Genomic DNA, 20,590 nt, shown 5'->3' with positions numbered 1-20,590 from the left:
CTTGAGACCGGCGCCGCGGAACCGTCCGCGCCGCCGGTCTCGCCACGGCGATAGAGTGCGGGGGCAGGTCACGGGCCCCATACCCGTGGATGGGACGATGGGTTCCGTCCGACGCACTCACGGTCACCAAGGAGCCAGCCCACCGTGTCCGCCACCTCTTCGGCAGAGCCCGCCAAGACCACGCCGCTTCTGGAGATCCACCGGGAACTCGGCGGTACCCTCGTCGACTTCGCGGGCTACCTCATGCCGCTGCGCTACGGCTCGGAGACCGTCGAGCACAACGCGGTGCGGACCGGTGCCGGGATCTTCGACATCTCCCACATGGGTGAGATCTTCGTCACCGGCGCCCAGGCCCCTGAGGCCCTCGACCACGCGCTCGTCGGCACCCCTTCCGGGCTGACGAACGGCCGGGCCCGCTACACCATGATCGTCAACCCCGAGGGCGGGGTGCTGGACGACCTCATCGTCTACCGCCTCAGCGACCACGGGTTCATGGTCGTCGCCAACGCCGCCAACCGCGAGGTCGTCGCCGCCGAGCTGACGGAACGGGCCAAGGGCTACGAGGCCACCGTCTCGGACGATTCCGACTCCTGGGCGCTGATCGCCGTCCAGGGCCCGAAGTCCGCCGAGATCGTCGCCCGCCTCACCGACGCCGATCTGTCCGGCCTCAAGTACTATGCGCTGGTCAGCGGCACCGTCGCGGGCCGGTCGGCGTTCATCGGGCGCACCGGCTACACCGGGGAGGACGGCTTCGAGCTGTTCGTCGCCGCCGAGGACGCGGCCCCCCTGTGGCGGGCGCTCACCGAGGCGGGCGGGGCCGACCTCGTCCCCTGCGGGCTGTCCGCCCGCGACACCCTCCGGCTCGAAGCCGGAATGCCGCTGTACGGGCATGAGCTGACCGCTCAGACCACCCCGTACGACGCCGGTCTCGGCCGCGTCGTCCGGCTGGAGAAGGAATTCGTGGGGCGGGACGCCCTCGCCGCGGTCGCCGAGGCCGGACCGGAGCACGAGCTGGTCGGGCTGGTCGCCGTGGGGCGCAGGGTCCCGCGCGCCGGATACGCCGTGATCGGCGAGGACGGCGAGCCGTGCGGCACCGTCACCAGCGGGGCGCCGTCGCCGACCTTGGGCAAGCCGATCGCGCTGGCCTCGGTCCGGAGGGGCGCCCGGCCCGTCGCCGTGGACATCCGCGGCAAGCACGAGGCGGTCGACGTGGTCGACCTGCCGTTTTACCACCGTGAACACCGCCCTGCCGGGGCCGGTGAGGATCGCAACAAGAGGACGAACAAGTGAGTGTTCCTGAGCAGCTCCGTTACACCGAGGAGCACGAGTGGGTCTCCGGCCTGGAGGGTGAGGACGGCGTCGTGACCGTCGGCATCACCGACTACGCCGCCGACGCCCTCGGCGACATCGTGTTCGTTCAGCTGCCCGAGGAAGGCCAGTCCGTCACGGCGGGAGAGCCGTGCGGCGAGGCCGAGTCGACCAAGTCGGTCTCCGACATCTACTCGCCGCTGTCCGGCGAGATCGTCGCGGTCAACCAGGCGGTCGTCGACGACCCGGGCATCATCAACGCCGACGCCTACGGCGAGGGCTGGCTGTTCCGCATCAGGATCGACGAGGACCAGCCGGACCTGCTCGACGCGGAGTCCTACAACAAGATCATCGAGGAAGCATGAGCACCCTTTTCCAGCATCTGTCGGACGTCGACCCCGAGGTCTACGACGCGGTCCGCGCTGAGCTGGGCCGGCAGCAGCACACCCTCGAGATGATCGCGTCGGAGAACTTCGCCCCCGTCTCCGTCCTTGAGGCGCAGGGCTCGGTCCTCACCAACAAGTACGCCGAGGGCTACCCCGGCAAGCGCTACTACGGCGGCTGCGAGTACGTCGACGTCACCGAGCAGCTCGCGATCGACCGGGCCAAGGCCCTGTTCGGCGCCGAGCACGCCAACGTCCAGCCGCACTCGGGCGCCCAGGCCAACACCGCGGTCTACTTCGCGCTGCTCGACCACGGCGACACCATCCTCGGTCTCGACCTCGCGCACGGCGGCCACCTGACGCACGGCATGCGCATCAACTACTCCGGCAAGTTCCTCAACGTGGTGCCCTACCACGTCAGCCCCGAGGACGGCCGGGTCGACATGGCCGAGGTCGCGGCGCTCGCCGCCGAGCACCGGCCGAAGATGATCGTCGCGGGCTGGTCGGCCTACCCCCGCCAGCTGGACTTCGCGAAGTTCCGGGAGATCGCCGACTCCGTGGGCGCGCTGCTGTTCGTGGACATGGCGCACTTCGCGGGCCTGGTCGCGGCCGGGCTGCACCCGTCGCCCGTGCCGCACGCCGACATCGTCACCACCACCACGCACAAGACCCTCGGCGGTCCGCGCGGCGGTCTGATCCTCGCCCGCGAGGAGCTCGGCAAGAAGATCAACTCCGCGGTGTTCCCCGGCATGCAGGGCGGCCCGCTGGAGCACGTGATCGCAGCCAAGGCCGTCGCGCTGAAGATCGCCGGGTCCGAGGAGTTCAAGGAGCGCCAGCAGCGCACCGTCGAGGGCGCGAAGATCCTCGCCGAGCGCCTCCTGGCCGACGACGCCGCCAAGGCGGGCGTCAAGGTCCTCACCGGCGGCACCGACGTGCACCTGGTCCTGGTCGACCTGGTCGACTCCGAGCTGACCGGCCGCGACGCCGAGGACCGCCTGCACGGGATCGGCATCACCGTCAACCGGAACGCCGTCCCGAACGACCCGCGCCCCCCGATGACCACCTCGGGCCTGCGCATCGGCACCCCGGCCCTGGCCACCCGCGGCTTCACCGCCGACGACTTCACCGAGGTCGCCGACATCATCGCGCTGGCCCTCCAGCCGGAGTTCGACGCCGAGTCCCTCGCGGCCCGCGTCAAGGCCCTGGCGGACAAGCACCCGCTCTACCCCGGCCTGTAAGCCCCGAGAGCAGTTCCACCCGCGCCCCGTCCGGACCCTTCCGGGCGGGGCGCGGCCCTTTGCGGGGCCGGGCGCCCGAACACCGATCAGCCTCGCGGCGAGGCGGCGGCCGAGTACCTGGCGGGGCTCTCGCCGACCGCGCCGGTGAAGTCGCGGATGAGGTGGGACTGGTCGGTGTAGCCGAGGTCGGCGGCCAGAGCGGGCCAGTCGATGCCGGCGCCCGCGGCGGCGCGCTGGGCGACCTCGTGAAGGCGGGCGCGGCGCAGCACCCACTTGGGGGAGGCGCCCACGTACTCGGCGAAGAGCCGCTGGAGGCCCCGGACGGAGAGGCCCGCTTCGTCCGCGGCGTCGTCCACCCGGACGAGGGACGGCTCGGCGGTGAACCGGGCGACGAGTCCGGCGGCCCGGACTGCCTGCGGATCGGGTTCGGCGGGAAGCAGCGGGCCCAGGAAGGACTCGGCGTCCGCTGTCATGTCCGCCAGGTCGGTCCTGGCCTGGACGGCGGCGTTGACGGCCAGGACGGAGGGGCCGAAGACCGCGGCGGCGTCGATCCTCCGGTCGGCGAGATCGGCGACGGGGCCGTCGAGCAGGGCGCGGAAGGCTCCGGGCCGGAACTTGACGCCCAGTACATGTCCCGCCCCGTTCAGACGCCGGACGAACACGCTCCGGTCGACGCCGTACACGAACGGCCCCTCCGGCTCGAAGGCCAGGTGGACGTTCGGGTGGCTCAGCACCTTGGCGTCATAGGGCTCGGCGACCCGCCACCGCACGCACCAGTGGTGCTCCACGAACGCGGCGAGGCCCGGATCCGGCGGCCGCTGGTCGAGTGCGATGTGCCGGGCCATCTCGGCGGGGCGCACGACCCCGCGCGCCTCCCGCAGTCCGCGCCCACCAGTCCCCGCCTGCGGGTTCGCCGTCTCTGCCATCGCCCCAGGCTATGTCGCGTTTGTCCAAGACCGCAGGGGAACACGTGATTAACCTCGAACACATGAACGAAGATCTCTTCAAGGCCATCGCAGAGACCGCCGCCGAGGCCGCCCGGGTCGCGGCGCTCGTCCCGCAGGACGCGCTCGGCGGCCCCACCCCGTGCACGGAGTTCGACCTGCGCACCCTGGTGAACCACTGGATCCTGTGGGGCTCGCACGCCCTGGAGCACCGCGCGCTGCGCCAGGAGCTCCCCGAGGCGCTCACCGAGGTGGACTTCACCGCGACCCCGTCCTGGCGCGCGGACTTCGCCGCGGCCCTCGACCGCGCCGTCGCCGCCTGGTCGCGGCCCGAGGTCTGGGAAGGCGACATCACCTCCGGCGCGGGCGCTACCCCGGCCCCTCAGATCGCCGCCCTCCTCTTCGCCGACCTGGCCCTGCACACCTGGGACGTCGCCCGTTCCGTCGGAGCCGACCTCGACCTCTCCGACCCCGCCGCCGCCCTCCTGCACACCGGCGTCGCCGAAGTCGCCGAGATGTACCGCCAATACGACGGCTTCGCCGCCCAAGTCCCCCTCCCGGAAACCGCCTCCCCCCTGCACAAGGCCCTGGCCGCCTCCGGCCGCGACCCCGGCTGGACGGCCTGAACCGGCGGACCCGGTCTCCGGCACGGGGCGCGGCCACCGCCGTGCTCCCGGACCCGGAGCGCCGTCGTCGCGGGGCCCGGAACGGGTCTCCTGGGGGACCCTGGTCCCTGGTCCGGCCGTCGGCCGCGGTTCTAGCGTCTCCCGTATGGGAGCGCTGCTGCTGAACGTGGTGGACGTCGAGGCGACCTGCTGGCCGGGCCGGATGGCACCGCCGGGTGAGACCGCCGAGATCATCGAGATCGGCGTCTGCGTGGTGGACCTGGCCGCCGGGGTGCGGCTCGCCCGCGACCGCCTCCTGGTCCGGCCCGGACGCTCCCGAGTGTCGCGGTTCTGCACGGAGCTGACCGGGCTGTCCGCCGCGGACCTCGCAGCGGCCCCGCCCTTCGGGTGGGGGTGCGCGGAACTCGCGCGCGCCCACGACGCGGGGCGGCGGCCGTGGGCGAGCTGGGGCGGGTTCGACCGGGAGATCTTCCGGAGCCAGTGCGCAAGGGACGGCGTGCCCTACCCCTTCTCGGACCGGCACACCGACGCCAAGGCGGTGTTCGCCGAAGCGCACGGGCTCGGGCACCGCCCGTCGCGGCCCGAGGCGCTGCGGCTCGCCGGCCTCACCGGCGACGGGACCGAGCACAGGGGCGCCGACGACGCGTGGAACGCCGCCGCGCTGGTGCTGCACCTCGCGGCGCTCGGCAGGTGGCCCGGTTGAGAAAAGGGGAGGACGGAGGGCGGCTGGGGGTCGGGGGCGCCGCGCTCCGTCCGGCTCGGGGGTACTAGCGGGTGCGGTCGGTGGCCAGGTGGGTGAGGGTGATGAGGGAGGCGGTGGGGGCGGGGGCGAGGGTGAGGGCGGTGAGGGTGGCGGTGGCCTGGTTGCGGAGCTGGGCGAGGCGGTCGAGGGTCCAGGAACGGCCGCCGGCGGCTTCGACGAGGCGGGCCAGGTGGGCGGGGTCCTGGGGGGCGGGGGAGTGGTAGGACTCGGCGAGGGCGGCGGCGGTGCGGGTGCCCGCGGTGAGGGCGGCGACGACCGGGAGTGACTTCTTGCGGTTGAGAAGGTCGGAGTGGGCGGGTTTGCCGGTGGCGGCCGGGTCGCCCCAGATGCCGAGGAAGTCGTCCATGTACTGGAAGGCGAGGCCGAGGTGCTCGCCGAACAGGCCGAGGGAGGCGATCTGCTCAGGGGTGCCGCCGCCCGCGGTCGCGCCCAGCGCGCAGGCGCAGCGGACCAGGGCGCCGGTCTTGTTCACCGCCATCGCGACGCACTCCGAGAGGGTGACGTCGGTGCGCGACTCGAAGGTGAGGTCGGAGTTCTGGCCGTCGAGGAGGTCGAGCACCGCCGAGGTGACCATCCGGGCGGGCAGGCCGTTGGACGCGACGAGCTCGATCGCCAGGGCCAGCAGGACGTCCCCGGTGAGGACCGCGGGACCGTTCCCGAAAAGGTGCCAGGCCGTCGGGCGGTGGCGGCGCAGCACGTCGCCGTCCATGACGTCGTCGTGCAGCAGTGAGAAGTTGTGGACCAGTTCGACCGCGACGGCGGCGGGCACCGCGTCCTCGGCCCGGCCGCCGACCGCCTCGGCGGCGAGCACCGCGAGGGTCGGGCGCAGCGCCTTGCCCGCGGACGGGGTGGACGCGCCCTCGCGGTCCCACCAGCCCATGTGGTAGCCGGTGATCAGACGGACGGGGTCGGGCAGGGAGTCGACGGCCTCGCGCATCGCGGGCTCGACCAGGGTCCTGCCGCGCGCCAGGACCTCCGCGGCCTGCTCCGCCACCTCGTGTACGGCTGTCATGGGTGCCTGCCTCTCTAGCTCTGCGGTCGGGGAAGGTGGGCGGCCGCCGTGCCCAGGCCGCGCGGGTAGAGCGGCAGCGGCCGGTGCTCGACCGCGGGCGGCGCGGCGCTCGCCGCGGCGGGCCGGCCGCCGCGGCCCGGGGTCGCCGTCCCGGCGGAGCCCGCGCCGGTGGGCACGGGGAGCTCTGCGGACGGACGGCGCCCGGACGGGCGCGGTGCGGAGGCGCCCGCCGTCCTGAGGTGGGCCAGGGGCTTCAGCTCGGACTCCAGGTAGCGGCTGGTGTGCCGGTGCCAGTGCACGATGCCGACCATCCAGTCGCGCAGCTCGTCCAGGTAGGCGGCCACCGCGGTGCGCGCGGCGGCGTCCAGGCCGAGCCGGTCGGACACGACGGGCAGCTCGGCCGCGACGAGGTGCTCGAACTGCCGCAGCCGGTCGGCCATGAGCCGGGCGACCGTCGAAACCGCCTCATCCTTTCCGATGTTCAGGAAATTCTCCAGGATGAGGACGATGTTGTGCAGCTCGTCGTCGAATTCGATCTCCTTTTGATAGGAGTACAGGTCATTGGTGAACATTCCAAAATCAGAAACCGCATTGTTGATCGAGAGAAGTGTCCGGCTTTCAAAGAACTCGTCCGGGATGTCCTTCTCGTGGGCGAGCCGGGAGAGGAACATGGTGAGCTGCGAGCCGAACGTGGCCCGGCGCATCTCCACATAGTCGACGGGATCGGGCAGCCGGTGCTGGACGAGGTTGCCGACCTCCCAGGCCATCGCGTCGATCATCATCGAGATCGCCCTGTGGAAGCCCGCCCGCCGGCGCTGCGACATCGGCTCGGCGGTCCGCCGCCACAGGTCGGCGAGGCCCGCCTCGACGGGATTGAGCGGCTGCGGCGTCTCGCCGAGGTCCAGCGGCATGAAGTCCGCGAGCCGCACCGCGAACGCGCGGGCGCCCAGCGCGTCCTTCGCGCCGCCGTAGAGGCGCGGGAACCAGTCGTCGATGTAGGTGCCCCACGTCAGCCACTGCGAGGAGAGGACGAGTTCGTCCGCGGTCGCGTCGGGGTCGAGCCCGGCCGAGCACAGGGGGAAGTCGAAGCCCTTGAGCTGCCGCTCGGTCCACAGCGAGCCCGGCGCGCCGATGCCCGTCGCCAGGCTCCACGAGTCGTTCGCGCTCCGCGCGTGGTCGAGGTGCGGGCTGAGCCGCAGCGGGTAGGGCGGGTCGAGGTCGGGGATCGCCGTCGGGCCGACCCGCCGGAACGGGACGTGGGTGTAGGCGCGGAACCTGCCGGCGCCGAGGTTCTGCGGCGACGGGAACATCCGGGCCGCCGATGTGCCGAGGCCCGAAGGCGAGTAGCGCAGGCCCGCGCCGGAGTTCATGTACCGGCTGGAGCGCAGGTGCCATTCGTGGCCGCCGGACTGCCAGTCCTGGAGACCCTTGATCCAGGCCGCGACCTTCGCCGCGCCGTCCGCGCCGACGCCGTGCTCGGCGAGCAGCAGCGGCATCTCGGTGACCGCGGTGTGGTCGAACTGGTAGAGCCGGGAGCTGAGCAGTTCGTTGGTGAGCTCCGCCGCGGTCTGGGTGTCGTGGCCGAAGAAGTCCTCGAAGACCAGCACCGCGTTGGACAGTTCGCCCTCGTCGCCGACCTCGCGCTCGTAGGAGAACAGGTCGTTGCGCAGGTGCACGGCGTCGGCGAAGGAGTCCCGCAGGACGTTGACGGGCCGGGCCGCGGCGATCGCGGCGGGCACCTCGGCGTCGGCCGCGTACTCCACGAGGTCCGACGACCAGGGCGCGCCGCCGACCCTGCGGCGCATCTCGACGTACTCGATGGGGTTGGCGATCCGGCCCGCGTTGATGTTGACCAGCTCCCACAGCGACTCCTCGAGGAGCGCCTCGGTGTTGGCCGCGAACCGCGCGCGCCACTCCCGGGACATCGCCGGGACGGTCCTGGCCCACAGGTCGGCGAGGCCCTTCTCGACGGGGTTGGCCGGCTCGGGGAACCCGTCCTCGAGGTCGACCGGCATGAACAGCGCGAGCCTGTCGAGGTAGGCCTGGGCGCCCGCGACGTCGCCGGTGCGCTTGAACAGCTCGAGGAAGTGGTCGTCGAAGTAGAAGACCCAGACGTACCAGTCGGTGACGGTGTCGAGGACCGGCCCGGGGGAGTCCGGGTGGGTGTAGGCGCACAGCAGGGCGTAGTCGTGCGCGTCGTACTCGGCCTCCGTCCACACCGGCGAGCCGAGGATGCCCGTCTCCCACGCCCATTCCTTGGCGTGCGCGCGGGCGGATTCGACGTGCCCGTTGAGCCGGGCCGGGTAGGGCAGGTAGAACTCGGGCAGGTCGAAGGGCTGCTGGGGCATCCGGGGGTTCCTCCGTCGTCGGGCGGGTGCGCACGGGTCCGGCGCGGGCCCCGGGCGGCCCGCGCCGGGGGGTGTCAGGTGTGCGCGATCTCGACGTTCTCCAGGACGCCCAGGGCGTCGGGCACCAGCACCGCGCAGGAGTAGTAGGCGCTCACGAGGTACTGGATGACGGCCTGGTCGTTGATGCCCATGAACCTGACGGACAGGGACGGCTGGTACTCGTCGGGAATGCCGGTCTGGTGCAGGCCGACGACGCCCTGCTCCTCCTCGCCGGTGCGCATGACCAGGATGGAGCTGGTCTGCTGCGGGGTGATCGGGATCTTGTTGCTGGGGAAGATCGGGACGCCGCGCCAGGCCGGGATCTGGTGGCCGCCGATGTCGACCGTGGTCGGGTACAGGCCGCGCTTGTTGCACTCGCGGCCGAAGGCGGCGATGGCCTTGGGGTGGGCGAGGAAGAACTTCGAGCCCCGGCGGCGCGACAGCAGCTCGTCGAAGTCGTCGGGGGTGGGCGGGCCGCTGTGGGTCTGGATGCGCTGGCGGAGGTCGGCGTTGTGCAGCAGGCCGAAGTCGCGGTTGTTGAGCATCTCGTGCTCCTGGCGCTCGCGCAGGGCCTCGATGGTCAGCCTGAGCTGCTGCTCGACCTGGTTCATGGGCTCGTTGAACAGGTCGGCGACGCGGGTGTGCACCTGCAGGACGGTCTGCGCGACCGACAGGTCGTACTCGCGCGGTGAGCCCTCGTAGTCGACGTAGGTGCCGGGCAGGATGGGCTCGCCGGAGTGGCCCGACGACAGGTCGATGGACTTCTCGCCGTAGTGGTTCTGCTCGGGGACCGGGCTGGCGAGGAAGGCGGCCACCTGGGCCTGGAGGGCGGGTGAGGAGTCGCGGATCTGGCGGAAGTCCGACCGGGCGAGGGTCAGCACGGTGACCGGGGTCTGCGCCCGCAGCGTGTACTCCCACTCGTGCTCGCCGACCAGCGCGTCCGAGCCGATGAACTCGCCGTCGGCGTAGGTGCCCAGGCGGGCCTCCTCGCCGTATTTGGAGGTGCCGATCTTCTGGATCTTGCCGTGCGCCACCAAGACGACGTGGTCGGCGGCCGCGCCGGACTCGGCGAAGACCTCCCCCGGCGCCAGTTCGCGCTGGACGCAGCGGTCGGCGAGGGCCTGGAGCACCTCGGGCTCCTCGAATCCGCGCAGTACCGGCAGTTCGGCCAGCTCCGCCGGGATCACCTGGACGCGGGCGCCGGTCGAGACGAACTCGATCCGCCCGTCGCCCAGGGTGTAGGTCAGCCGCCGGTTCACCCGGTAGGTGCCGCCGGAGACCTGGACCCACGGGAGGGTCTTGAGCAGCCAGCGGGAGGTGATCTCCTGCATCTGCGGCGGGGTCTTGGTGGTGGAGGCCAGATTCTTGGCCGCCGCCGTGCCGAGGCTGAGCTGCTGCTGGGTGCGGTCCACTGTCTCGGTCATGCGTTACCGCTTTCGCTCGGGGAGCTTGCCAGTTGGGAAGTTACTAACGGTAACTTGATGATCGCAATAGGTTGCGATCTATCTGACTGGTGACAGTGCGGAGACCTCTGCGTCACCTGATGCGGAAGACGGTTCCCGTGCCTGCTGAGACGACCGCCGTCACCACGGTCACCGCGAGCACGGTGCCGAACGGGTTGCGCTCCTCCTCCAGCGGCGTGAAGGCCGCGCGGGGGCGCGCCCGCACCGGCTCGGCCGCCTCCGGGGACGCCGACGGCGACGCCGGGGGCGACTCGGCCCGTGGGTCCGTGGACGGCTCGGCGGGCGGCGGTCCGGCCAGGGAGACCGGCGGCGGCATGTCCGGGAAGGCGGGCGGCGCGGGGTCGCCCGGCTGCGCGACGGGCTGGCCCGGCTGCGGCACCGGAGCGCCCGGCGCCGGCGCGGGTGCGCCCGGTGCGGGTGCGGGCGCTCCGGGTGCGGGTGCGGGTGCCCCGGGTGCGGGTGCGGGTGGTGCGGGCGCGGGCGGTGCCGGGGCACCGGGAGCCGGCGCGGGGGCGGGCGGGGCCGGAGCGGGCGCCGGGGCCTCGGGAGCGGGCGCGGGCGCCCCGGGTTCCGGCGCGGGTGCCTCGGGCGCGGGTGCGGGCGCTTCCGGCGCGGGCGCGGGGGCCTCCGGTTCGGGCGCCGGCGGTTCCGGCTCTGGCGCCGGGGGCTCGGGTTCCGGGGCGGGGGCCTCCGGTTCGGGCGCGGGCGGCTCGGGTTCGGGCGCGGGCGGTTCCGGTGCGGGGTCGGCGCACTCGCCGGGGCCGATGATGATGACGATGTCGAGCTTGATCAGCACGAGGTCGGCACCCAGGCAGAGGACGATTCCGGGGTCGGCGTGGGCGGGCGCGGGGGCCAGCGCCATCCCGCCCAGGACTGCGGCGCCGAGCCCGGCGGCGGCCAGCGCCGCGGCGGGGCGGCGCCTCATGGGACCCGCGCGAATTCCTGCTGGGCGGTCCGGAACGCGTCGTTGCCGACGCCGAGCGGCCCGGTGAACGTGTGGTTGATCGAGAAGACCAGGTAGACGCTCACGGCCATGGCCAGGGCCATGAGCAGGTACGTCAGCCGGACCCTGCCACGTGGGCGGGCCCCCGACAGGACCGGGAAGGCGAGGACGAGCCCTGCGGTGACCACGGTCAGCACGAGCACGCCGAACGGGAGCGGCGCCCCGGCGTCCACGGCCCGCTGTCTGCGCGCGGCGAACACCGTGGTGAGCTGCTCGTCGACGGCGTCGCGGGCGTCGATCTGGTCGCGGTCCTTCAACGGGAGCTCACCGAGGTCGTGCCGGAGCGCGTCGAGTTCGGCCCAGCCCGCCTCGTCGAGCCGCCCTTCGGCCATGGGCGCCCACTCGGCGTCGGCGACGAAGGCGGTGTACTCGCGCAGGGCTCCGCGGACCATCAGCGCGTCGGTCTCCGGCAGGTCGCCCGCCGCCCAGAACGCCTCGGTCAGGGCCTGCGCCTCGGCGTAGGTGTTCTGCCGGGCGGAGTCCGCGACGGTCCACGGGACGATCACCGCGATCGCGAAGACCACGAGGAAGAGCGCCGAGAGCATGGCCCCGGCGTAACCCGCGGTGGGGCCGTCCGGGGCGTCGTCCAGGGGGGCGTCGTCGTGGCGGGTCCGGTGGCCTTCGTCCTGCCCGCCGTCGCGGCGTCGGGTCGAAGGAAGTTTGAACATGGCCGACTCCCGGAGCAGGGGCTGACTTCAGGTAGTCAACGCTAACCCCTGCGTAGGGCCGGAGACACGCAAAGTGATCGAACAGTTCCGATCTGGTGAGAAGGCTCAGGTCAGGCGAACCGGGTTGATCAGGTCGGCGTAGACCAGCAGCGCGCCCATCACCAGCAGCACGAGGCTCATCGCGTAGGTGAGCGGCAGCAGCTTGGCGACGTCCACGTAGCCGGGGTCGGGCCGCCGCAGCACCCGGGCCGCGCCGCGCTTGACGCCCTCCCAGAGCGCGCCGGCGATGTGGCCGCCGTCCAGGGGCAGCAGCGGGATGAGGTTGAACATGCCGACCGCGAAGTTCAGCGACGCGAGCAGTCCGATGAACCAGGTGAGCTTCTCGATGCCGGGGTTCTCCGAGGCGAGGATCTCGCCGCCGAGCCGGGAGGCGCCGACGACGCCGATCGGTCCCTCGGGGTCGCGCTCTTCGCCGCTGAACGCGGCCTGCCAGACGCCGACCATCTTCTCGGGCAGGTTGACGAACGCCTCGAGGGTGCGGACGGTCATGTCGCCCATCTGGGTGGCGACGTCCACGGGGCCGCCCTGGACCCGGTCGGTGAGCGGGGTGATCCCGACGAACCCGACGGTGACGGTCTTCTCCGGGTCCTTCAGGTCGGGGAGCTGGTTGGCGGTGACCTGGAGCGTGATCGGGACCTCCCTGCCGTCCCGCTCGACGACCGCCGCGACGCTTCTGTCGGCCGACTCGCGGATCAGGCCCTGGAGCTCGGGGTAGTCGTCGATCTTCTGGCCCGCGAAGGAGACGAACACGTCGCCCGGCTGCAACCCGGCCTTGGCGGCGGGCGTGGAGCGGGCGGTCTCCTCGGCGGTGCACTCGCGCGCGGTGCCGTCGGCGTTGTAGGCCTCGGCCGCGGGGATCGTGCACTTGGCGACCGAGGAGATGGTCGGGGTGGCCTGCATGGTGCCGAAGCCCATGATCAGCACGGCGAAGAAGACGAAGGCGAGGAGCAGGTTCGCGGCGGGGCCGGCGAACATGATCAGCAGCTTCTGCCACCACTGCTTGGAGTAGAAGACGCGGTCGCGGTCACCGGGGCCGACCTCCTCCAGGGCGCCTTCGCGCGCGGAGTCGATGAGCATCTGGAACCGGCCGGTGGAGGAGTTGCGCAGCATGCCCTCGGGGTCGTCCTTGCGGGGCGGCAGCATGCCGATCATGCGGATGTAGCCGCCGAGGGGGATCCACTTGATCCCGTACTCGGTCTCGCCCCGCCGCCAGGACTTGAGGGTCGGGCCGAATCCCACCATGTACTGCGGGACGCGGACCTTGAAGAGCTTGGCGAACGACAGGTGCCCCAGCTCGTGGAACGCGATCGAGGCCATGAGCAGCACCAGGAACAGCAGTGCGCCGCCCAGCACGATCAGTGTTTCCATTGCCCGTCCCCACTCCACACTGCCGTGCGCGGCCCGAAAGGCGGCCACATCCCCAGGATTCCCTGACAAACGTACCGGCCCCCGGGAACGGTTCCCAGCGGTTCCTAGCGGAGGGCGGGGAAGACCGCGCCCACGAGCCCGGTGAGGACGACCGCCACGACGACCACGACGAGCACCGCTTTGAGCGGTTCCTGGCGCGTCCGCAATGGCTGGAAGCCCGAGGCGTCGATCCGCGCGGGCCGCGCCCGGTCCCGCGGCACGGTCCCCGGCGCCGGCTTGTCCGCTCTGGGCGAAGAGCGGGCCGGGCGGCCGGAACGGCGAGGCCCCGCGCCGCCAGGGGACGCCGCGGAGGCGGCCACCGAAGCGCGCGGGGAGCCCGCCGCCGTCGACCCGACCGCCCCCGACGGCTCCGGACGCCCGATGACGGGCGGGGGCACAGGAGCAGGCGGAGCCATCGGAACCGGTGCGGGCCGGGGCCGCGTGCCGGTGGCGGAAGGCTCGGGCAGCCCGGGTGCGGGCAGCGGCATCGGCGAGGTCCGATGCGGAAGAAGATCGATCTGCAACCAGTGGCTCGGCGCGGGCTCCGGCGGCTCCGGCCGGAACCCCGTGACCGTCGCCGCCGCCAGGGCGGCCAGCGCCATCGCGCTCAGCCTGCCCACGGGACCCGGTCGAACTCGGCGACGGCGGTCTGGAACGCGGTCGGCGCGACGCCGAGCGCCCCGGCGAACACGTGGTCGATGTCGAAGACCAGGTAGACCCCGACGCCGAGCATCGCGGCCATGAGGGCGAGCGGGAGGAGGGCGCGGCCCTGGGGGCGGGCGCCGAGCAGGAACGGCAGGACGATCATGGCGAGACCGGTGAGCACGGTGAAGAACAGCACCCCGGACGGGAGGGCGGCCTCGACGTCGGAGGCCCGCTGCCTGCGCGCGGCGTAGACGTCCCTGACCTGGTCGCGGATGTCGTCGAGGGCGTCCTTGCGGGCGCCGTCGGTGAAGGAGAGGGCGTCGAGGCGCCCGCGGAAGTCGTCGAGCCGGTGCCAGCCTTCGGCGGTGAGCCTCGACTCGTCGCGCATCACCGGCCACTCGTCGTCGATCACGAAGGCGGTGTAGGACCGCAGGCCGTCCCGGATCGTGTCGCGGCTCCCGGCCGGGAGGAGGCCCGCGGACCAGTAGGCCTCGACGAGGGACTGCGCCTCGGCGTGGGTGTTCTGCCGGGCGGAGTCGGCGGCGGTCCACGGGACGATCACCGCGATCGCGAAGACCAGGAGGAACAGCGCGGACATGGTGGCTCCGGCGTGGCCCGCGGTCGGCCCGTCGGGGGCGGAGTCGCCGTCGCGGTCCCAGGAGCCGCGCCGCTCCGTCAGCTTGGCGAGCAGGAGGACGAGTGCGACGGCGGCGAGGGCGCAGAGGATCGAGCGGACAACCATGCGCCCATCCAAGCCCTCCTGCCCCCGCGTCCCCGCATGGACACGCTCGGTGACGGCCGGTCTTTGTGCGGGGCGAGCGCGCCCACGTGCGCGAATAGTCTGATGCCCGGGATCACGGTGAAGGAGATGTCCGATGGGTTCGGTCGAGCGGGACGAGTCGGAGCGCAAGCCGCGTAAGCCGAAGAAGGCGCGGGCGGGCGGGCCGCAGCCGGTGCACGCGGTGGACCGCTGCGAGCCCTCCCGCAGGGCCTGGATCGCCGAGGCGATCCGCAAGGTCGAGGCGGACGCCAACCGGAGCGCCGACACCCATCTGCACGTCTTCCCGCTGCCGCCCGAGTGGGGCGTGGAGCTCTATCTGAAGGACGAGTCCGTCCACCCGACGGGATCGTTGAAGCACCGCCTGGCACGGTCGCTCTTCCTCTACGCGCTGTCCAACGGCTGGATCCGGGAGGGGACGCCGGTGATCGAGGCGTCCAGCGGCTCGACCGCGGTCAGCGAGGCGTACTTCGCGCGGCTGCTCGGGCTGCCGTTCATCGCCGTCATGCCGCGCACGACCAGCCCGGAGAAGTGCGCGCTCATCGAGTTCCACGGGGGCCGCTGCCACTTCGTGGACGACCCGGCGACGATCTACGCCGAGGCGGCGCGGCTCGCGGCGGAGACCGGCGGCCACTACATGGACCAGTTCACCTATGCCGAGCGGGCGACGGACTGGCGGGCCAACAACAACATCGCGGCGTCGATCTTCGAGCAGCTCGCGCTGGAGCCGCACCCGGAGCCCGCGTGGATCGTGGTGAGCGCGGGCACGGGCGGCACCGCCGCGACGATCGGGCGGTACGTCCGCTACCGCAGGTTCCAGACCCGGCTCGCCGTGGTCGACCCGGAAGGCTCGGCGTTCTACGAGTCCTGGGTGAGCGGCGATCCGTCCCTGACGGCGAAGGGCTCGCGGATCGAGGGCATCGGCAGGCCCCGGGTGGAGCCGTCGTTCCTGCCGACGGTGATCGACCGGATGTACCGGGTGCCGGACGCCGCCTCGCTCGCCTGCATGCGCTGGACGGCGGAGGTGACGGGCCGCAGTGTCGGCGGCTCGACCGGCACCAATGTGTGGGGCGCGCTCCAGATCATCGCCGACATGCGGGCGCGGGGCGAGCGCGGCAGCGTCGTCACGCTGATCTGCGACGGCGGCGAGCGCTACACGCACACCTACCTGTCGGACGCGTGGCTGGCCGCCCAAGGCATCGACATCGCTCCGCACCTTAAGGAGCTGCGCGCCCTTCTGCCCCCGGCCTAGCGCGCTTGCTCGGTGCGCCTGCCTCAGCCCACGCCGTTGTCGCGGAGCAGGCTGAGGTAGGCGGCGAACGCCTCCATGGTCCTGACCTCGGGCGGCGCCCACAGGTAGTAGCGCCGCTCGTACGACCTGACGTCGCGCTCCTCCAGGGGCCGTCCCCGCAGATCGAGGTCGACGGGGTAGTGCGCCCGGAGTTCCGCCATGCTGAACGGCTCCCGCCCCGAGGTTGCGCGCTGCTCGGCCACGCGGGCCGCCTCGTCGGCCTCCCGCCGCCGGACCGCCTTCGCCAGTGTCGCGTGCATCTGCACGGGGTCGTTCGCGTCGACCCCGCGTCCCAGCTCGAAATCCACAGCACCTTCCCTTTCTGGACGTCCCCGCCGGGTCCCCCGACCCATGCGTCTTCCGCTTTGAGACGTTCGTTGCCTTCTGATCGGTTCGTGTACGGCTGCTTAAGGCCCGACGAGGAAAGGACCGCAGATGGTTCCCCGCCGGGCCTCAATGGTCAGCCCAGTGACACCGTCGGCGGCGTCGCGGGGAGCATGCGGCCGGTCGTGAGCGGCGCGCCGTACGTCTCGACGTAGACCTCGTTGGTGGAACCCGTCGCGAAGGTGTCGGAGCCGCCGCGGAACTCGGCGGCGAACGAGGAGTCGCAGTAGGTCTTGGCCTTGATCTTGAAGTGACCGCGCTTGTCGGTGCGGCCCTTGGCGCTCAGCCACCAGTTCTTCTTGCCCTTGCAGTGGAAGATGACCTGGATCTGCCGGTCCGGGTAGCCGAACTTGTTCTTGCGGCCCTCGGCGTACCTGGTGAGGCGGCCGGTGACCGTCACCTTCTTGCCGACGTCGGTCTTGCGCGGCGAGACCTTGATCTTGTTGATCTCGGTACGCCAGCGCAGTGCCCTGCGGACCGTGCTGACGGCCGAGGGGTACACGGCGTCGGCCTTGGACTTCAGCCGCCAGTAGCCGGAGCGCGGCCAGGTCGCCGCCACCCACTGGCACCCGCGCTTGCCGGTGGCCTTCGTGGCCCACCCGGTCCTGCCGTCGGCGGAGTACTGGAGGTACACCGGCCCGGCGGGAGCGGGTCCCCCGGTCCGGGTGCCGGTGCAGTAGTTCGCCTCGAGTCGGCCGAAGGCGTCGTAGGTCATGCGCGCGAAGGTGATGTACGCCTCCGGCTTGAGCGTGACGCGGTGCTCCACCGGCGCCGCCCAGAACATGCCCGGGTGGTCGGTGGTCCCGCCGGACCACCCTTCGGCGAGGAAGGTGTACGGCGCGGTGATCTCGTAGCGGAGGGAGAACCCGCCCGCTGCGTCGAGATCCGGGTACACCTCGCCGTCCGGGGTCTCCAGCCTGACGTCGGTCTGGTAGTCGCCCGGATATCGCCACGTGTCGCCGATGAGGTACTGGATCCGGCCGCTGAACTGGAGCGTGTCGCCATAGGAGACCTGTGCGGGCATGGGATCCAGGACGACGCGCATCGCCGTCGTCCCTTCCGGGGCGGCCGTGGCCGGGGCGGACAGGCCGAGGGACGCGGCGAGCACCGCGAGTGCGGCGGCGGCGCGGAGGAGCGTGTGACGCATGGACTCGCAATCCGAGATGTGGGGGGAAGTCTGTGATCTTACCTAGTCCAAGATCGCGAAAAAGGCCAAATCGGGCATGAACGGCGATCGGTGGTGCCGGTTCGGTCGTCGGGTGGGCCGGCGGGGCGCTGACTCGGGTGCCGGCACCGAAGCGGTCAGCGGGCGGTCAAGATCATTCGCGCCGGGTTGGGCGGGGGAGGGGGCGGGGGTAGGGCGCGGGTGTGATGACGGTGTTGGGGATCGTGCTGTTCTTCGGCTTGCTCATGGCGTCGATCGCGCTGCACGAGCTGGGCCATCTGGTCTTCGCCAAATGGTGCGGGGTGCGGTGCCCGCAGTACATGGTCGGGTTCGGGCCGACCGTGCGGTCCTGGCGGCGGGGCGAGACCGAGTACGGCGTCAAATGGATTCCGTTCGGCGGCTACGTCCGGATGATCGGGATGCTGCCGCCGCGCGCGGGCGACCCCGAAGGCTCGCTCCGCAGGTCCTCGACGGGCCGGTTCGCCCAGCTCATCGACTCCGCCCGCGAGAGCGCGCTGGAGGAGGTCGGGCCGGGCGACGGGAACCGGGTCTTCTACGCGAAACCGTGGTGGCAGAAAGCGCTGATCTCCTTCGCAGGGCCGCTCATGAACTTCGTGCTCGCGCTGGTCTTCCTCGGCGCGGCGCTCATGGGGATCGGTGTGCGCGAGCCGTCCACCACGATCGGGACGGTCGCGGCGTGCGTCGTCCCGGCGACCGAGACCGGGCGGGCGTGCACCCCGGCCGACGCGCCGACGCCCGCCGCCGCGGCCGGCCTGCGCCCCGGCGACAGGGTGCTGGAGTTCAACGGAGCGCCCGTCACCGCCTACCGGCAGTTCCAGAGGCTGATCCGGGAGTCCGCGGGCCGCCCGGTGGCGCTGCGCGTCGAGCGGGACGGCAAGACGCTCGATCTGACCGCGATGCCCATCGCCAACCAGGTCAACGATCTGGCGCATCCCGAGAAGACCGTCACCGCGGGCTTCCTCGGCATCACCCCGGTCCGCCCGTTCGTCCGGCAGGGGCCGGGCGACGTGCTCGCCCAGTTCGGCACGATGGCCGCGGTGACGGTCAAGGCGTTCGCGCGGCTGCCGGAGAAGATGGTCGGCGTCTGGAACGCCTCCTTCCACCACGCCGAGCGCGATGTGAACGGCCCCGTCGGGATCGTGGGCGCGAGCCGGATCGGCGGGGAGGTCCTCGCCTCGCACGAGGAGGCGCTGGGCAAGGCCGCGCTGTTCCTCATGATCCTCGGCTCGCTCAACTTCGGCATCGCCGCGTTCAACCTGGTCCCGCTGCTGCCCCTGGACGGCGGCAACATCGCGGGCGCGCTCTGGGAGGGCGTCAAGCGCGGGTTCGCCGCGGTCACCGGAAGGCCCGCGCCCGCCCCGGTGGACGTGGCCAAGGCCCTGCCGCTCACCTACATCGTCGGCGTGGCCCTGGTGTTCATGGGCCTGCTGCTGGTGTACGCCGACCTGGTGAACCCGATCCGGCTCCGAGGCTGACCGCTCAGCCCGGGACCGGCGGCACGGCTCCGGCGAGCGCGCGGACCGTCTGGAAGGTGTCGGCCTCGGCCGCGCTCTTGTCCGCCCGGTACCGCAGCACCCGTGCGAACCGGAGCGCGAGCCCGCCCGGGTAGCGGGTGCTGCGCTGGAGCCCGTCGAACGCCACCTCGACGACCTGGACGGGCTCGACCCTCACCACGAACCCGTCGTCCGACGTCTTCAGCCCGAGGAACCGCTCGGTCTGCCAGTCCAGGAGCGCGTCGGTGAGGCCCTTGAAGGTCTTGCCGAGCATGATGAACTCGCCGGACTCGGCGTCGCGCGCCCCGAGGTGCAGGTTCGACAGCTTGCCGGTACGCCGCCCGTGCCCCCACTCGACGGCCAGGACGACGAGGTCGAGGGTGTGCCGCGGCTTGACCTTCACCCAGCCCGCGCCGCGACGTCCCGCCGCGTAGGGGGCGGTCAGGGACTTCAGCACGACGCCCTCGTGGCCGCGGGAGACCGCGTCGGCGAAGAACGCGGACGCCTCCTCCGGCGAGGCGGTCACCAGGCGCGGCATCCGGACCGCCTCCGGGACGGCGCCGGCCAGCGCCTCGTGCCGGACGGAGGCGGGCTCGTCGAGGAGGTCGGCGCCGGACAGGTGCAGGACGTCGAAGAAGAACGGGCGCAGCGCGCCCAGCGAGGTGTTCGACGCGGTCACCTGGAACGACTCGGGGGAGCCGTCCTGGCGCAGCGCGATCACCTCGGCGTCCAGCACCGCCGCGTCGAGGCCGAGGGCGCGGGCGGCGTCGGCCACCTCGGGGACGCGGACGGTGATGTCGTCGAGGGTCCTGGTGAAGATTCGGACGTCGTCGCCCCTGACGTGCACCTGGGCGCGGATCCCGTCCATCTTCCACTCGACGCCCATCTCGCCGGACAGGCCCGCCGCGACGTCCGGCGCGGAGGAGGCGAGCATCGGCCGTACCGGGCGGCCGACCTGGAGGGTGAACCCGGCGAGCGCGGCGGCGCCGCCCGCGAGCGCGGCCTCGGCGACCGGGCCGAGCGCGCCGCGCAGCATGACGGCCCGGCGCACGGCCGGCAGCGGCACCTCGGCGGCCTTGGCGATCGCGTCGACCATGAGGCCCTCCAGCGCGCCCTGGCGCAGCTCCCCGGCCAGCAGGTGGACGAGGAAGCCCTGCTCCGCCGCGGTGGCCCGGCCGAAGACCCCGTGCAGCAGCGCCCTGCGGGCGGCCACCGAGCCCGGCCCGGTGGTCTCCTTGATCCGGGTGAAGGCCGCGTCGACCTCCGCGACCGTCAGGCTCGGCGCGGCGGCGGGCGGCGGGGCCGCGCGCAGGGCCGCGTAGCCGACGCCGATCTGGCGCTGCGGCAGTTCCCCGGCCAGCCAGTGCACGACGACGGAGGCCGCGCCGGGCCCGGCCCCGCGCAGCGCGTCGGCGATCAGCGCGGTCTTCTGGCCGCGCGCCGACGTCCCGGCGACCGCGCGCCAGGTGGCGGCGAGGTCCGCGACGGTGATCGGCGGGCCGCCCGCCGGGGTGAGGGTCGCATCACTGGGCAGCACACTTCCCTCCTTTC

General features: G+C 72.5%; 19 protein-coding genes. 7 read left to right on the top strand and 12 right to left on the bottom strand.

The genetic code is table 11. The annotated features are described in order from the left end of the window. Positions 1-144 precede the first annotated feature (144 nt). Genes gcvT through EDD29_RS36855 form a run of 3 tightly spaced genes read left to right on the top strand, consistent with a single transcriptional unit; the run spans position 145 to position 2,929 of the window. A complete protein-coding gene (gene gcvT / locus EDD29_RS36865; protein WP_123668830.1) occupies positions 145-1,290 on the top strand; it encodes a glycine cleavage system aminomethyltransferase GcvT in 1,146 nt (381 codons plus the stop codon). Then, the gene (gene gcvH, locus EDD29_RS36860) at positions 1,287-1,673 is read left to right on the top strand and encodes a glycine cleavage system protein GcvH (protein ID WP_123668829.1); all 387 of its coding nucleotides are present in this window, start codon (positions 1,287-1,289) and stop codon (positions 1,671-1,673) included. Before gcvT ends, gcvH begins: the two co-directional genes overlap by 4 nt. Continuing rightward, positions 1,670-2,929, top strand: a complete 1,260-nt coding sequence (locus EDD29_RS36855; protein ID WP_123668828.1) for a serine hydroxymethyltransferase — start codon at positions 1,670-1,672, stop codon at positions 2,927-2,929. The genes gcvH and EDD29_RS36855 overlap by 4 nt, the downstream gene beginning before the upstream one ends. 86 nt (positions 2,930-3,015) lie before the next feature. Here EDD29_RS36855 and EDD29_RS36850 read toward each other — a convergent pair whose 3' ends face one another. After that, positions 3,016-3,855, bottom strand: coding sequence for a helix-turn-helix domain-containing protein (locus tag EDD29_RS36850; protein WP_123668827.1), 840 nt, complete (start codon positions 3,853-3,855; stop codon positions 3,016-3,018). A gap of 62 nt (positions 3,856-3,917) precedes the next feature. On the opposite strand from EDD29_RS36850, the gene EDD29_RS36845 reads away from it, so the two are divergent. After that, positions 3,918-4,499, top strand: coding sequence for a TIGR03086 family metal-binding protein (locus EDD29_RS36845; protein ID WP_123668826.1), 582 nt, complete (start codon positions 3,918-3,920; stop codon positions 4,497-4,499). A gap of 145 nt (positions 4,500-4,644) precedes the next feature. Continuing rightward, entirely contained in the window at positions 4,645-5,202 is a 558-nt protein-coding gene (locus tag EDD29_RS36840) for a 3'-5' exonuclease (protein WP_123668825.1), read from the top strand. 64 nt (positions 5,203-5,266) lie between these two features. Here the strand turns inward: EDD29_RS36840 and EDD29_RS36835 are convergent, their stop codons facing one another. From EDD29_RS36835 to EDD29_RS36805, 8 genes are all read right to left on the bottom strand, one after another. Further along, positions 5,267-6,274, bottom strand: coding sequence for a polyprenyl synthetase family protein (locus tag EDD29_RS36835; RefSeq protein WP_123668824.1), 1,008 nt, complete (start codon positions 6,272-6,274; stop codon positions 5,267-5,269). A gap of 14 nt (positions 6,275-6,288) precedes the next feature. Beyond that, positions 6,289-8,622 (bottom strand): terpene synthase family protein, encoded by a 2,334-nt coding sequence (locus tag EDD29_RS36830; RefSeq protein ID WP_123668823.1) that lies wholly within the window; start codon positions 8,620-8,622, stop codon positions 6,289-6,291. Between the two features lie 74 nt (positions 8,623-8,696). Continuing rightward, the gene (locus EDD29_RS36825; RefSeq protein ID WP_123668822.1) at positions 8,697-10,085 is read right to left on the bottom strand and encodes a family 2B encapsulin nanocompartment shell protein; all 1,389 of its coding nucleotides are present in this window, start codon (positions 10,083-10,085) and stop codon (positions 8,697-8,699) included. A 112-nt stretch (positions 10,086-10,197) separates the two neighbouring features. After that, the gene (locus EDD29_RS47905) at positions 10,198-11,049 is read right to left on the bottom strand and encodes a hypothetical protein (RefSeq protein WP_211360126.1); all 852 of its coding nucleotides are present in this window, start codon (positions 11,047-11,049) and stop codon (positions 10,198-10,200) included. Next, the gene (locus tag EDD29_RS36815; RefSeq protein ID WP_123668821.1) at positions 11,046-11,795 is read right to left on the bottom strand and encodes a bestrophin-like domain; all 750 of its coding nucleotides are present in this window, start codon (positions 11,793-11,795) and stop codon (positions 11,046-11,048) included. The genes EDD29_RS47905 and EDD29_RS36815 overlap by 4 nt, the downstream gene beginning before the upstream one ends. Positions 11,796-11,900: 105 nt before the next feature. Beyond that, entirely contained in the window at positions 11,901-13,223 is a 1,323-nt protein-coding gene (locus tag EDD29_RS36810) for a M50 family metallopeptidase (protein ID WP_123668820.1), read from the bottom strand. A gap of 104 nt (positions 13,224-13,327) precedes the next feature. Then, positions 13,328-13,882, bottom strand: coding sequence for a hypothetical protein (locus EDD29_RS45065; RefSeq protein WP_148086218.1), 555 nt, complete (start codon positions 13,880-13,882; stop codon positions 13,328-13,330). Beyond that, entirely contained in the window at positions 13,870-14,649 is a 780-nt protein-coding gene (locus EDD29_RS36805) for a bestrophin-like domain (protein WP_123668819.1), read from the bottom strand. The genes EDD29_RS45065 and EDD29_RS36805 overlap by 13 nt, the downstream gene beginning before the upstream one ends. 220 nt (positions 14,650-14,869) lie before the next feature. On the opposite strand from EDD29_RS36805, the gene cds1 reads away from it, so the two are divergent. Then, positions 14,870-15,937, top strand: a complete 1,068-nt coding sequence (gene cds1, locus EDD29_RS36800; protein WP_246053595.1) for an L-cysteine desulfhydrase Cds1 — start codon at positions 14,870-14,872, stop codon at positions 15,935-15,937. A gap of 23 nt (positions 15,938-15,960) precedes the next feature. Here the strand turns inward: cds1 and EDD29_RS36795 are convergent, their stop codons facing one another. After that, positions 15,961-16,284, bottom strand: coding sequence for a hypothetical protein (locus tag EDD29_RS36795; protein WP_123668817.1), 324 nt, complete (start codon positions 16,282-16,284; stop codon positions 15,961-15,963). Between the two features lie 152 nt (positions 16,285-16,436). After that, a complete protein-coding gene (locus EDD29_RS36790) occupies positions 16,437-17,507 on the bottom strand; it encodes a hypothetical protein (RefSeq protein ID WP_123668816.1) in 1,071 nt (356 codons plus the stop codon). Positions 17,508-17,731: 224 nt separating this feature from the next. Here EDD29_RS36790 and EDD29_RS36785 point away from each other — a divergent pair, with 224 nt between their 5' ends. Then, positions 17,732-19,021, top strand: a complete 1,290-nt coding sequence (locus tag EDD29_RS36785; RefSeq protein WP_123668815.1) for a M50 family metallopeptidase — start codon at positions 17,732-17,734, stop codon at positions 19,019-19,021. Between the two features lie 4 nt (positions 19,022-19,025). Here the strand turns inward: EDD29_RS36785 and EDD29_RS36780 are convergent, their stop codons facing one another. Further along, on the bottom strand, positions 19,026-20,576 hold the full coding sequence (locus tag EDD29_RS36780; protein ID WP_246053195.1) for an ATP-dependent DNA ligase: 1,551 nt from the start codon (positions 20,574-20,576) through the stop codon (positions 19,026-19,028). Positions 20,577-20,590: the final 14 nt, after the last annotated feature.

This window comes from Actinocorallia herbida (assembly GCF_003751225.1).
In the GTDB taxonomy this organism is placed as follows: Bacteria; Actinomycetota; Actinomycetes; order Streptosporangiales; family Streptosporangiaceae; genus Actinocorallia; species Actinocorallia herbida.
Note: the sequence above shows the minus strand (reverse complement) of the source record. Positions and strands in the feature narration are given on the sequence as shown.

What these genes read in the sequence shown, in the direction of transcription:
- EDD29_RS36830 (WP_123668823.1), bottom strand. Translation starts at nt 8,622, where the DNA reads ATGCCCCAGCAGCCCTTCGACCTGCCCGAGTTCTACCTGCCCTACCCG.
- EDD29_RS36790 (WP_123668816.1), bottom strand. Translation starts at nt 17,507, where the DNA reads ATGCGTCACACGCTCCTCCGCGCCGCCGCCGCACTCGCGGTGCTCGCC.
- EDD29_RS36825 (WP_123668822.1), bottom strand. Translation starts at nt 10,085, where the DNA reads ATGACCGAGACAGTGGACCGCACCCAGCAGCAGCTCAGCCTCGGCACG.
- EDD29_RS36785 (WP_123668815.1), top strand. Translation starts at nt 17,732, where the DNA reads ATGACGGTGTTGGGGATCGTGCTGTTCTTCGGCTTGCTCATGGCGTCG.
- EDD29_RS36815 (WP_123668821.1), bottom strand. Translation starts at nt 11,795, where the DNA reads ATGTTCAAACTTCCTTCGACCCGACGCCGCGACGGCGGGCAGGACGAA.
- EDD29_RS36845 (WP_123668826.1), top strand. Translation starts at nt 3,918, where the DNA reads ATGAACGAAGATCTCTTCAAGGCCATCGCAGAGACCGCCGCCGAGGCC.
- EDD29_RS36810 (WP_123668820.1), bottom strand. Translation starts at nt 13,223, where the DNA reads ATGGAAACACTGATCGTGCTGGGCGGCGCACTGCTGTTCCTGGTGCTG.
- EDD29_RS36855 (WP_123668828.1), top strand. Translation starts at nt 1,670, where the DNA reads ATGAGCACCCTTTTCCAGCATCTGTCGGACGTCGACCCCGAGGTCTAC.
- EDD29_RS36850 (WP_123668827.1), bottom strand. Translation starts at nt 3,855, where the DNA reads ATGGCAGAGACGGCGAACCCGCAGGCGGGGACTGGTGGGCGCGGACTG.
- EDD29_RS36840 (WP_123668825.1), top strand. Translation starts at nt 4,645, where the DNA reads ATGGGAGCGCTGCTGCTGAACGTGGTGGACGTCGAGGCGACCTGCTGG.
- EDD29_RS36835 (WP_123668824.1), bottom strand. Translation starts at nt 6,274, where the DNA reads ATGACAGCCGTACACGAGGTGGCGGAGCAGGCCGCGGAGGTCCTGGCG.
- EDD29_RS47905 (WP_211360126.1), bottom strand. Translation starts at nt 11,049, where the DNA reads ATGAGGCGCCGCCCCGCCGCGGCGCTGGCCGCCGCCGGGCTCGGCGCC.
- EDD29_RS36805 (WP_123668819.1), bottom strand. Translation starts at nt 14,649, where the DNA reads ATGGTTGTCCGCTCGATCCTCTGCGCCCTCGCCGCCGTCGCACTCGTC.